This is a genomic window from Tenacibaculum sp. M1.3A (assembly GCF_057732375.1).
In genome coordinates, this window is the sequence record NZ_JBYJEF010000001.1 from 458511 (window position 1) to 470463 (window position 11953).

General features: G+C 31.5%; 11 protein-coding genes. 4 read left to right on the forward strand and 7 right to left on the reverse strand.

Annotated features, from left to right (window positions below; all coding sequences use genetic code 11):
* The first annotated feature begins 21 nt into the window (after positions 1 to 21).
* Positions 22 to 1233: a peroxiredoxin family protein gene (locus tag AC28QF_RS02080; RefSeq protein ID WP_488200011.1), complete on the forward strand. Its 1212-nt coding sequence runs from the start codon at positions 22 to 24 to the stop codon at positions 1231 to 1233.
* A gap of 32 nt (positions 1234 to 1265) precedes the next feature.
* On the opposite strand, the gene AC28QF_RS02085 is transcribed toward AC28QF_RS02080, so the two are convergent.
* A complete protein-coding gene (locus tag AC28QF_RS02085; RefSeq protein WP_488200010.1) occupies positions 1266 to 3794 on the reverse strand; it encodes a DEAD/DEAH box helicase in 2529 nt (842 codons plus the stop codon).
* A gap of 61 nt (positions 3795 to 3855) precedes the next feature.
* On the opposite strand from AC28QF_RS02085, the gene AC28QF_RS02090 reads away from it, so the two are divergent.
* Entirely contained in the window at positions 3856 to 5067 is a 1212-nt protein-coding gene (locus tag AC28QF_RS02090) for an RsmB/NOP family class I SAM-dependent RNA methyltransferase (protein WP_488200009.1), read from the forward strand.
* Between the two features lie 298 nt (positions 5068 to 5365).
* Complete coding sequence (locus AC28QF_RS02095; protein WP_488200008.1) at positions 5366 to 5800, forward strand: hypothetical protein; 435 nt, start codon at positions 5366 to 5368, stop codon at positions 5798 to 5800.
* Between the two features lie 38 nt (positions 5801 to 5838).
* On the opposite strand, the gene AC28QF_RS02100 is transcribed toward AC28QF_RS02095, so the two are convergent.
* From AC28QF_RS02100 to AC28QF_RS02115, 4 genes are read right to left on the reverse strand one after another with little or no spacing between them, the layout of a single operon-like run.
* On the reverse strand, positions 5839 to 6300 hold the full coding sequence (locus AC28QF_RS02100) for a MaoC family dehydratase (RefSeq protein WP_488200007.1): 462 nt from the start codon (positions 6298 to 6300) through the stop codon (positions 5839 to 5841).
* 14 nt (positions 6301 to 6314) lie between these two features.
* A complete protein-coding gene (locus AC28QF_RS02105) occupies positions 6315 to 6935 on the reverse strand; it encodes a trimeric intracellular cation channel family protein (RefSeq protein ID WP_488200006.1) in 621 nt (206 codons plus the stop codon).
* A complete protein-coding gene (locus AC28QF_RS02110) occupies positions 6936 to 8054 on the reverse strand; it encodes a DEAD/DEAH box helicase (RefSeq protein ID WP_488200005.1) in 1119 nt (372 codons plus the stop codon). It abuts the gene before it with no gap.
* A 31-nt stretch (positions 8055 to 8085) separates the two neighbouring features.
* Entirely contained in the window at positions 8086 to 8478 is a 393-nt protein-coding gene (locus AC28QF_RS02115; RefSeq protein ID WP_488200004.1) for an acyl-CoA thioesterase, read from the reverse strand.
* Between the two features lie 101 nt (positions 8479 to 8579).
* Here AC28QF_RS02115 and AC28QF_RS02120 point away from each other — a divergent pair, with 101 nt between their 5' ends.
* The gene (locus AC28QF_RS02120; RefSeq protein WP_488200003.1) at positions 8580 to 9917 is read left to right on the forward strand and encodes an MATE family efflux transporter; all 1338 of its coding nucleotides are present in this window, start codon (positions 8580 to 8582) and stop codon (positions 9915 to 9917) included.
* On the opposite strand, the gene AC28QF_RS02125 is transcribed toward AC28QF_RS02120, so the two are convergent.
* Complete coding sequence (locus tag AC28QF_RS02125) at positions 9909 to 10580, reverse strand: DUF2461 domain-containing protein (RefSeq protein WP_488200002.1); 672 nt, start codon at positions 10578 to 10580, stop codon at positions 9909 to 9911. The genes AC28QF_RS02120 and AC28QF_RS02125 overlap by 9 nt on opposite strands.
* A 217-nt stretch (positions 10581 to 10797) precedes the next feature.
* Entirely contained in the window at positions 10798 to 11889 is a 1092-nt protein-coding gene (ychF, locus tag AC28QF_RS02130) for a redox-regulated ATPase YchF (RefSeq protein ID WP_488200001.1), read from the reverse strand.
* Positions 11890 to 11953 lie beyond the last annotated feature (64 nt).

Here is an 11953-nt window from a genome sequence, read left to right on the forward strand (position 1 = left end):
ATTTTTAACATGACTATTAAAATGAAAATATTTGCCTTTGTTACTATACTTTTATGTATTGCTTCTTGTAAAAAACATAGCAACTTATTAGAATTAACAACTTATAGAGCGAGCTTAAAAACACAAGATAATCAAGAAATACCGTTTACATTTAAAGTTAAATCTAGTAATTTAATTGAAATATCTAATGCTGATGAAGTTATTATTGTAGATGAAATCACATATAAAAATGATTCTATTTATATACAAACTCCCGTTTTTGAAGGTTATATTGTCGCCAAAATTTCTGATGATAAGTCATTAAAAGGTTATTTTGTTAAACCTTCTTTAAACAGATCTGTTTTACTCAAAGCTACAACACAAAATACATCAAGATTTAAAACAACGAAAAAACCATTATATAATATTACAGGAAACTGGCAAACAATTTTTAGTCCTAATAAAAAAGAAGACCGTTATATTGCAAAAGGTATATTTACTCAAAGTAAAAATAAAGTAGTTGGTACTTTTAGAACAACTACTGGTGATTATCGTTATTTAGAGGGGGTCGTAGATGGAGACTCCTTAAAATTATCTACTTTTGATGGTGCACATGCTTTCTTATTTACCGCCAAAGTAACTGACTCAACACTAACAGGTAATTTCTACTCTGGTAATCATTGGAAAGAACCATTTACAGCAAAATTAAATGCAAATTATGAATTACCAAGTGAGAATACGCTTACCACTTTAAACAAAGATTACGATGGTTTCAATTTTTCTTTCCCTGATGAATCTGGTAAATTGGTTTCTTATTCTGATGAGCTTTTTAAAAACAAGGTTACTGTAGTACAAATTATGGGTACCTGGTGTCCTAACTGTTTAGATGAAACTAAGTATTATGTAGATTATTTAAAAAAGAATTCAACCAAAAATGTTCAGTTTGTAGCACTCGCCTTCGAAATAGATAAAACTCCTGAAAAAGCTTTCGAAAAGATTAATCGATTAAAAAAACGATTAAAAATAACCTACCCTATTTTATTAGCCCAATACAAAGGTGTTAATAAAAAAGTAGCTGCTGAAAAATTGCCAATGTTAAACCATATACTTTCCTACCCAACAACTGTTTTTATTGATAAAAAAGGTAAAGTAAGTAAAATACATACAGGTTTTAACGGACCAGCTACCGGACAAAAATACATTGATTTTAAAAATGAATTTAAGAGCTTTATAGACACTTTAGTAAAAGAATAAAATTTATTTTTATCTCCAAAAAATAAGAGGCCTTAACTAATATTACTCCAAAGTCCGTTTTTTTTCTGTATTTGACTATATACTTTTAATAAACTAGCATTTTTAGGCTTAGAGATAGTTGCATCTTCCTCTAAAACACGACTAGCTGTTTGTCGTGCTTTGTGCAAAATAGCGCCGTCTTTTACAACGTCTGCAATTTTAAGGTTTAAGACGCCACTTTGTTGCGTACCCATAATATTGCCAGGACCACGGAGTTTTAAATCTACCTCTGCAATTTTAAACCCATCAGTAGTTTCAACCATAGTTTGCAAACGAGTTTTACTATCAGAAGATAATTTAAAACTCGATAATAAAATACAATAACTTTGTTCTGCACCACGCCCTACTCTACCTCGTAACTGGTGTAACTGACTCAACCCAAAACGTTCGGCGCTTTCAATAACCATTACCGATGCATTCGGTACATTTACTCCAACTTCAATTACTGTAGTTGCTACCATTATTTGAGTTTCGCCTTTTACAAAACGATTCATTTCGTATTCTTTATCCGCAGGCTTCATTTGCCCATGCACAATACTAATTTGATATTTTGGAGACGGGAAATCACGAACAATACTCTCGTAACCATCCATTAAATCTTTATAATCCATCGCTTCAGATTCTTGAATTAACGGATACACTACATATGCTTGACGTCCTTTATTTATTTCGTCCTTTAAAAACTTAAAAACACTTAAACGGTTACTGTCATAACGATGTACTGTTTTAATTTCTTTACGACCAGGAGGCAATTCATCAATTACCGAAATATCTAAATCTCCATAAACCGACATTGCCAATGTTCTCGGAATTGGTGTTGCGGTCATTACCAAAACATGCGGTGGCACAGATTTATCAACTCTTACCGAAGGAAGATTTTTTAAACTAGTTTCTAGCTTTGATATAATACTTTCTAAATCTTCTGTAATTTCTTTTTCGCTTAATCGAATAATTTGATACCCAAATTCATTTAAAATTGTGGTTCTTAAGTTAGCAGCTTCTATCTGTTCGGGTGTAACATGGTATTTCCCATCAACCTCTACAATTAACTTCTTCTCTAAACAGATAAAATCGACCATAAACTCATCAATAATATAATATCTTCTGAATTTAAAAGTGTTTTTTTTAGTGCTTAAAACTTCCCATAAAGCTCTTTCTTCTTTGGTTGTTTTATTTTTACGCTTTAACGCAATCTCTTTTAATAATTTATATTCCGAAGGATGTGTTTCTAGATATTTTTCACGAACTGCTTTTCCTTTTTCTTCAGAAATTGCAGTTATCGGGTTTTTCTCCCATAATTTAGAACGTTGTGCTACTCCAAAACGATGTTGTTCATCAATTATTGAAATACCTAAATTCTTAAACTGTACTTTATCTTCTAAAATGGCATGCGTTCCTATTAAAATATGCACAGATCCGTTTTCTAAACCAGTGTGAATTTCACGACGTTTTTTTATTTTACTAGATCCTGTAAGTAATTCAACTTTTATCGTTGTTCCTTCTAATAGCTCTACGATTCCGTGATAATGTTGGGTTGCCAAAATTTCGGTCGGCGCCATTATTGTTGCTTGGTAACCGTTATCAATTGCAATTAACATGGTTAATAAAGCTACAATTGTTTTACCAGAACCAACATCACCTTGCAATAAACGATTCATGTGCGCACCAGAACCAATATCCTTTCTTATCTCTTTTAAAACTCTTTTCTGAGCATTGGTTAATTCAAAAGGTAAATTATTTTTATAAAAATTAGTAAATTCCTCTCCTACTTTCTCAAAAACATAGCCTTTAATTTTTGATTTACGGATGAGTTTTTTTTGCAGTAACTGTAATTGAATAAAAAATAATTCTTCAAATTTTAAGCGATATTGAGCTTTTGCTAATAATTCTTGACTTTTAGGAAAGTGGATATTTAACAAAGAATCTTTTTTTCCTAACAACTGATTTTCATCAATTAAATAGGTTGGTAGCGATTCTTCTATTTGCCCGAATACTTGCTGAAATAAATTCTGAATAAAACCTCTTAAAACTTTATTACTAATTCCTTTATTACTTAATTTTTCTGTGGATGGATATACAGGCTGCATAGACGTTTGCAACTTACTTTTATACTCTTTTACCGTTTCCATTTCTGGATGCGGCATGTTTGCAACATTATTATACCAATTTAATTTTCCGTAAATTACATACGGAACATCCGTTTTTAAACTATCCTTTATCCATTTTGCGCCTTTAAACCAAACTAAATCTATCGAACCCGTAGCGTCAGAAAATGTTGCCACTAACCTACTTCCTCTTTTTTGCTTAACTTCTTTAACACTCGTAATCTTACCAACCACCTGAACCTCAGCAGTATTTTGCGACAATTCTTTTATAGTATAAAACTGAGTTTTATCAATATAGCGAAACGGAAAAAGGTACAGTAAGTCATTGCACGTTCTTACACCTAACTCGGTATACAACAATTCTGCTCGGGCTACACTAACGCCTTTTATGTATGTTACAGGATGATTTAAATTCATTAAATACGAAAATACAAAAAGACATTAAAATCAACTATCTTTGCACTCTTAAATTCACCAAATGAGATTACATAGAAATTTAGTTTACGCAGTGATTGATAGTTTACGTGACGTTTTTAACGACGACGTATACGCAGACAAAGCTGTTGAAAAGGCATTGAAAAGAGATAAAAGATGGGGAGCACGTGATAGAAAATTTGTTGCTGAAACTATTTACGATATCGTACGTTGGAAACGTTTATACGGTGAAATTGCCGATGTAAAAACTCCGTATTCTAGACCCGATTTATGGCGTTTACTAGTAGTTTGGTGTGTGTTAAGAGGTATTAAATTACCAGATTGGAATCAGATTGAAGAAACTCCAACAAGAAGAATTAAAGGTAAGTTTGATGAGCTTTCACAAACTAGAAAATACAGAGAATCTATTCCTGATTGGATAGATGAATTAGGTGTTAAAGAATTAGGTGAAGATATTTGGACAAAAGAAATTGCAGCTTTAAATAAACGAGCTGATGTTATTTTACGTACAAATACTTTAAATGTAACTAAAGAACACTTACAAAACGATTTAAAACAAGAAGGTATTGAAACCGAATTTATTGATGGTTGTGATGATGCTTTACGTTTAGTAGAACGTGCCAATGTTTTTAAAACAGAAGCTTTTCATAAAGGTTTCTTTGAAGTACAAGATGCTTCGTCTCAATTAGTAGCGGCTTATTTAGATGTTGAACCAGGTATGAAAGTAATTGATACTTGTGCTGGTGCCGGTGGTAAAACATTACATTTAGCTGCTTTAATGAAAAACAAAGGGCAAATTGTTGCCATGGATATTTACGAAAGTAAATTGAAAAAATTAAAAGTTAGAGCGCGTAGAAATGGTATTAGTAATATCGATTTAAAAGTAATTGATTCTACCAAAGTAATTAAAAAACTATATGGTAAAGCTGATAGAGTTTTAATTGATGCTCCTTGTTCTGGTTTAGGTGTATTGCGTAGAAACCCTGATAGTAAATGGAAACTACAACCTGAATTTATAGATAACATTAAAGAGATTCAGCAAGATGTTTTACAACGATATTCTAGAATGGTAAAACCAGGTGGTAAATTAGTGTACGCTACTTGTTCTGTATTACCTTCTGAAAATCAAGATCAAGTAAAAATATTTTTAGCTTCTGAAGATGGTAAAGATTTTTCACTTGTAAAAGACAATAAGGTATTGGCTCATAAATTTGGTTTCGACGGATTTTACATGGCTCAATTAGTTAGAAAATAATATTTCAGCATCATTTCTATTTTAGAATGATATTTTTCATAAAATTCAAAAGGCTCGTGATTTTTAAATCACGAGCCTTTTTCAATCAACTATTAAAAACTAACGTAATACAAAACGAATAGTTATGTAATTACACTTATATGACGATACAGTTCTTACATCGTTACACAGAAACCTTACTTTAACACTTTTTTAAGATTACTTGTTTTAGCTTAAAACAACACTCGCCACTTTTATAAATTTTCATATATAATCGTTTATACTTATTTTAGAGGCAACTAACTAAAATTTTAAACTTATGACAAATTCAAAGAAACCAAATACCTTGTTTTGGGTTATTGGTGTAATTTCATTATTATGGAATGCAATGGGTGTTAATCAATACCTACAGCAAGCTTATAACACTACTACTTTTAAAGCAATGTATCCTGATGAAAAAGTATTAGAAATGGCGCAAAACACTCCGTCTTGGGTTATGGCCGCTTTTGCCATTGCTGTTTTTGGAGGTTTTCTTGGAAGTGTATTTTTATTACTACGTAAAAAAATAGCAAAACCTATATTCTTAATTTCTCTAATAGCTATTGTTATACAAATGACATACAACGTGTTTATAAGTGGAGCTATAGAGGTATATGGTGCTGGAGTTTTAATAATGCCTTTTATGGTTATCGGATTTGCCTTTTTTATACTATGGCATACTAAAAAGTGTGAAAGCAACGGCTGGCTATCTTAGTATTTAAAATAATAAAGCTGTCTTTTTAGACAGCTTTATTATTCTATTAAGACAAAAATAAATTCAGCCACACAAGCTGGTTTTTCTTGCCCTTTTATTTCTATCAAGCAATTGAACGTTAATTTTTTTCCGTTAGTAAAATCTTCAATTTGTTTTAAAGCACTTATCAATCGTAATTGACTATTTACTGGGACTGAATTTGGAAAACGGACTTTATTTAATCCATAATTCAAGCCCATTTTAACACTTTTAATTACTATTAAATCTGATATTAACTCTGACAACATGGCAACAGACATAAATCCGTGAGCTATCGTAGATCCTGTAGGAGAGTGTTTAGCTGCTTTTTCTTCATCAACATGAATCCATTGTTTATCTAAAGTAGCATTGGCAAAATCATTAATCATTTGTTGAGTAACTGTAAACCAAGTTCCTTCTGGCAATGTTTTCCCTTCTAAACTATGTAATGCTGCTAAATTTTCAAAAACTAATTTACTCATATCAATACTATTATTTACTTACCATAAACATCATCTTTTACTTTTGGTAACTCTAATTCATATTTTACAGCAATTGTTCTTATAATAAAAATAACAATTGCTGGTATTATAAAATGAAGATCGTCGTTTATTTTAAAGTTTGCCAAAATAAGATATACCACACCGCCTGCTAAGCAAGCGGAAGCATATATTTCTTTTTTAAAGATTAGCGGTACTTTTCGGGTAAGTACATCTCTTATTACTCCACCAAAAACGGCAGAAACCATTCCCATAACCAATGCAATAAACGGGTGTAAATCGTATGCTAATCCTTTCTCTAATCCTAATAATGTGAATACACTTATACCAATAGTATCAAATAGAAACATGGTTTTTCTTAGCGGCGCAATTTTACTTCTAAAAAGAAATGTAACAGCTACAGCTATTAAAATCGTCCAGATATAATTAATATCACCAATCCAATTTATTGGATGTGCATTAATTAAAACATCTCGCATCATACCACCACCTACTGCGGTAACAAAAGCAATAATAATAACTCCGAATAAATCAAAGTTTTTTTTCATTGCCACTAGTGAGCCACTTATGGCAAATGCAAATGTACCTGCAATGTCAAGAGCATAAATAATATCCACTTATATCTTTATTTCAGAAATTCGTATTTGTAAAGTTCTTTCTACCTCTTTTATATTATTTCTTTCATTGTTAAGAATCAATACTAAAGAAACTCCTTTTTTACCTGCTCTTGCAGTTCTACCACTTCTGTGTGTGTAATATTCAATTTGTTCTGGTAATTGATGATGTACAACAAAACCTAAATTATGTACATCAATTCCTCTTGCGGCAACATCTGTTGATACTAAAATTTGAAGACTTTCATTTTTAAAAGCACGCATTACTTTTTCACGATCTCTTTGCTGCATATCACCTTCTAAAGCCTCTACAGAAAAACCTTCTTCTTTTAACTCTTTCGTTAATTTTTGAGCTCCTGCTTTTGTTCTAGCAAAAATAATTCCTCTTTCAGCATTTCTTTTTTCTAAAAACTTAACAATTACATCTACTTTTTCTGGAATTGTAGTTTGCACAAACTGATGCGTTATGTTTGCGTTTACCAATGAGTTTTTATTCACTTCAACCTGTTTTGCTGAAGCATCCATATATTTTTTAATAATATTTCTTATTTCATCTGGCATTGTTGCCGAGAACAACCATGTTTTTCTTGTGCCTGAAGTATATTTTAAAATACGGTTTATATCTAATTTAAACCCCATACTTAACATTTCATCAGCTTCATCAAGCACCAAGGTGTTAATGTCTTTTAAATCAACTTCACCTCTTTCTATCAAATCAATTAAACGACCTGGAGTTGCGACTACTACATGTGTAGTTCTTTTTAGATTATTAATTTGACGGTCAATTTTTTCTCCACCATAAACAGCTTCTATAAAAATCTTATCATCTACATATTTTGTAAACTTAAATAATTGTTTTTTTATTTGTTGCACCAACTCTCTTGTAGGCGATAATATTAGCGCCTGAATTGTGTCTTTTGATGTATCTATCTTATGTAAAGCAGGCAAACCATAGGCAGCAGTTTTACCCGTACCTGTTTGTGCCAACCCAATAAAATCAGCATCGTTTTGTAATAAATAAGGTATTGTTTGTTCTTGTACTTCAGTAGGTGTTGTTATTCCTAACTCCTTTAATCCCTGAACATATTCTTTTCGTATTCCTAATGCTGTAAATGTTGTCATTCTCTTTATTTATAAATGCAAAGATATTGCTTTATTTTTTCCCTAAAAGTAAGTTTGTTATTTCTTTAGTAACTCTTTTGGGCTTTTGTGTTTTTGCGTCTAAAAGACAAAATGTAGTTTGCGACTTCACTAAAAGAGTTGCTCCTCTTCGTATTTCGAAATGGCGAACAGATTTTATTCCTGCTGTTTCACCAACCCACGTTTTAACGGTAATTTCATCTCCTAAAGCACCTTGCTGTTTGTAATCTATTTCATGGCGAATTACAAACCAAACATAATCTGGTTTTGGTGCATCTTTTATTAACAGCGACCAATGATCTGCAGATACTTCCTGCATCCATTTTACATATACCACATTATTAACATGGTTGTACTCATCTATTTCATTTGCAGTAGCAATGTATTTTTTTTCATGAAAATTCATTTCACAAAACTACGCCAATGATGTTAATTATTACTTAAATATACCCTCGATTTTATATCTATATCATTTTATTGCTGATCTTCGAAGATTGAAAACTAAGTATGAATAAAACTACAAGTAACTTTGGTACCGAAAAGATTAGTAAACTTCTTTTAAAACAAGCAATACCTGCTTCTATAGGAATTTTAGTAATGTCGTTAAATATGATTGTCGATACTATTTTTGTGGGTCGTTGGATTAGTGTAATGGCAATTGCTGCCATTACCGTTGTTTTGCCGATCGCTTTTTTAATTTCATCTATCGGAATGGGAATTGGTATTGGTGGTAGTTCTATTATTTCAAGAGCTTTAGGTAAAGGTGATACCTCTAAAGCTTTTAAAGTATTCGGAAATCAAATTAGTTTAACTGTTTTCTTATCTGTATTATTTGTAGCTATAGGTATCTTTTTTGGTTTTCCGCTTTTACAATTGTTTGGTGCTAAAGGAGAAATATTAACTCCTGCTACCGATTATTTTAATGTAATTCTTTGGGGAGTTCCTTTTTTAGCTTTTGCTATGATGGGAAATCCCGTGGTAAGAGCCGTTGGAAAACCTAATTATGCCATGCTTACCTTAATTTTTCCTGCCATTATAAACATTCTTTTAGATATTGTTTTTATAAAGTTTATGGATATGGGAATGTATGGTGCCGGATTAGCAACTTCTTTCTCTTATGCAGTAAGTGGTTTATTTATATTATGGTTTTTCTTATCTAAAAACACCGAATTAAAAATTATTCCGAAGTATTTTAGTATTGATTTTTCAATTTTAAAAGAAATTATTGCTTTAGGTGGAATTACCATTATCAGGCAAGGAACCATTAGTCTTTTAATAATTATTTTAAATTATACGTTATTTAAATATGGCGGAGAAATATCAATTGCAGTATACGGAATTATAAACCGCGTAATGCTATTTTCTCTCTTTCCTGTATTAGGTATAACACAAGGTTTTTTACCTATTGCAGGTTTTAATTATGGTGCTAACAATGCCGTAAGGGTTAAAGAATCTATAAAAATTGCGATAACTTTTGGTACAGCAATAGCTACACTTATTTTTATATTAATAATGGTTTTTCCTACTGAACTCGTAAGCCTTTTTACTGATGATGTTGATCTGATTAACCTTACTTCTAGTGCTTTAATTATAACATTTTTAGCTACGCCAGTCATTACAATACAATTAATAGGTTCTGCTTATTTTCAAGCAGCCGGAAAAGCTTTGCCTGCTTTATTGTTAACTTTATTAAAGCAAGGGTTTTTCTTAATTCCGTTAGTATATATTTTACCTAAATTTTTTGGCATAAACGGTGTTTGGATGTCTTTTCCTATTGCTGATATATTAGCTACGTTGGTTACTTACTTATATTTAAATAGAGAGATTAAACGAAGTTTAAATTAGGCTTTCCCCATTTAAATTTGTAGTTAACACATCGCTCATTAAGTTAAAAAACGGACGTAAAGCTTTAAAAGATGTATTTACTTCTGATAAAAAATCTTTAGATAGTACTTCTTGATCTGTAAAATTACGAACTGCAATAAATCCTTTTTTTCGTAGTAAATCGATATCAGGATGGTTCTTATCGAATCCTCTTGGCGCAGATTTTAGTTCAGCCCCATCAAAACTATCTCCAAAATTCTTTACAAATTCTGGATCTTTTAAAATAGTTCTAAAATCAGCAGCATCCATTTCTATTTCTTTCCGAATACGTAATAAATCTTCTTTATTAGGTTCCCAAAATCCGCCTGCTAAAAAACTTTCTCCCGGACGAATGCGTAAGTAATACCCTCCACGTAAATGTTTTCCTTTTCTAGAAAAAGAGCCTGCAAAATGTGGTTTATATGGTGTTTTGTCTTTCGAAAAACGAACATCTCTATAAATTCTGAATAACTTAAATTTATCTATTTCATCGTGTTTTTCTAAATCTTCTCTTATGTGTGCGTAAAAATCTTTTGCATGGTCTTGCACTTCTTTAAAAGCATCTTTTTGTATTGCAAACCAATCGCGATTGTTGTTTTCTTTTAATTCTTTTAAAAATTGAAGCGTTGATTTTTCTAATTGCATAGATGTTGATTTTTTACAGTTTGAAAGGTACAAAAAAACGCTGTAGAAAAAATCGACAGCGTTTATATATTTTATGCTTTTGCGTTAGGGATTGAATGATTTGTTTGAGCTCTTTTTTATTGTCTATTCGAGTGAATTTGCTTTTCGCAAATTATTATCGAGAATACAATAAAAAAAGCGAGTAATGAAAGCCCGCTCGAACGCCCAAACTAGTATTTTAAACGTTAAATCTAAAATTCATAATATCACCGTCTTGCACAACGTATTCTTTACCTTCAATACCTAATTTACCTGCTTCTTTTACTTTTTGCTCACCACCTAAAGTAGTATAATCTTGGTACTTAGTTACTTCGGCACGGATAAATCCTTTTTCGAAATCGGTGTGAATTACTCCGGCTGCTTGTGGTGCAGTATCTCCAATATTAATTGTCCAAGCTCTTACTTCTTTTACACCTACGGTAAAATAAGTTTGTAAGTTTAATAACTTATATGCTGCTCTAATTAAAACAGAAGCTCCTGCTTCTTTTAAGCCCATATCAGCTAAAAACATTTCACGCTCTTCGTAATCGTCTAACTCCGTAATATCGGCTTCTGTACCCACTGCTAAAACAATTACTTCTGCATTTTCATCTTTTACAGCTTCTCTTACTTTGGTTACATAATCGTTACCGTTTACAGCAGCACCTTCATCAACATTACATACATATAACACTGGCTTTGCAGTAATAAATTGTAATGACTGAACAATTTCTTGGTCTTTTTCTGAAAACTCAATAGCTCTTACTGAAACCCCTTCTAATAAAGTTTTTTCAATTCTTAATAAAATTTCTAATTCTATTTGCGCTTCTTTATTACCAGTTTTAGCGGTTCTTTTTACACGCTCTAAACGCTTCTGAACAGTTTCTAAATCTTTTAATTGCAATTCAATATCAATCGTTTCTTTATCTCTAATAGGATCTACAGAAGCGTCAACATGAATTATATTTTCATTATCAAAACAACGTAAAACATGAATAATTGCATCTGTTTCACGAATATTTGCTAAGAATTGATTTCCTAATCCTTCTCCTTTACTTGCTCCTTTTACCAATCCTGCAATATCTACAATCTCTACAGTTGCAGGCACTACTCTTTCTGGATTTACCATACCTTCTAAAACCTGAATTCTAGGATCTGGCACATTTACAACACCTACATTCGGTTCGATAGTACAAAAAGGAAAGTTAGCACTTTGCGCTTTTGCATTAGATAAACAATTAAATAACGTTGATTTTCCTACGTTTGGTAACCCTACAATTCCTGCTTTCATTCTGTTCTTTTATTGAAAATTTTGCGTTTGCAAATATACTATTTTGGTTTTTATTATCAATCAT

Excerpts from the sequence above, each read along its gene's own strand:
- AC28QF_RS02080 (WP_488200011.1), top strand. The coding sequence starts at position 22 with ATGAAAATATTTGCCTTTGTTACTATACTTTTATGTATTGCTTCTTGT.
- AC28QF_RS02085 (WP_488200010.1), bottom strand. The coding sequence starts at position 3,794 with ATGAATTTAAATCATCCTGTAACATACATAAAAGGCGTTAGTGTAGCC.
- AC28QF_RS02090 (WP_488200009.1), top strand. The coding sequence starts at position 3,856 with ATGAGATTACATAGAAATTTAGTTTACGCAGTGATTGATAGTTTACGT.
- AC28QF_RS02095 (WP_488200008.1), top strand. The coding sequence starts at position 5,366 with ATGACAAATTCAAAGAAACCAAATACCTTGTTTTGGGTTATTGGTGTA.
- AC28QF_RS02100 (WP_488200007.1), bottom strand. The coding sequence starts at position 6,300 with ATGAGTAAATTAGTTTTTGAAAATTTAGCAGCATTACATAGTTTAGAA.
- AC28QF_RS02110 (WP_488200005.1), bottom strand. The coding sequence starts at position 8,054 with ATGACAACATTTACAGCATTAGGAATACGAAAAGAATATGTTCAGGGA.
- AC28QF_RS02115 (WP_488200004.1), bottom strand. The coding sequence starts at position 8,478 with ATGAATTTTCATGAAAAAAAATACATTGCTACTGCAAATGAAATAGAT.
- AC28QF_RS02120 (WP_488200003.1), top strand. The coding sequence starts at position 8,580 with ATGAATAAAACTACAAGTAACTTTGGTACCGAAAAGATTAGTAAACTT.
- AC28QF_RS02125 (WP_488200002.1), bottom strand. The coding sequence starts at position 10,580 with ATGCAATTAGAAAAATCAACGCTTCAATTTTTAAAAGAATTAAAAGAA.
- ychF (WP_488200001.1), bottom strand. The coding sequence starts at position 11,889 with ATGAAAGCAGGAATTGTAGGGTTACCAAACGTAGGAAAATCAACGTTA.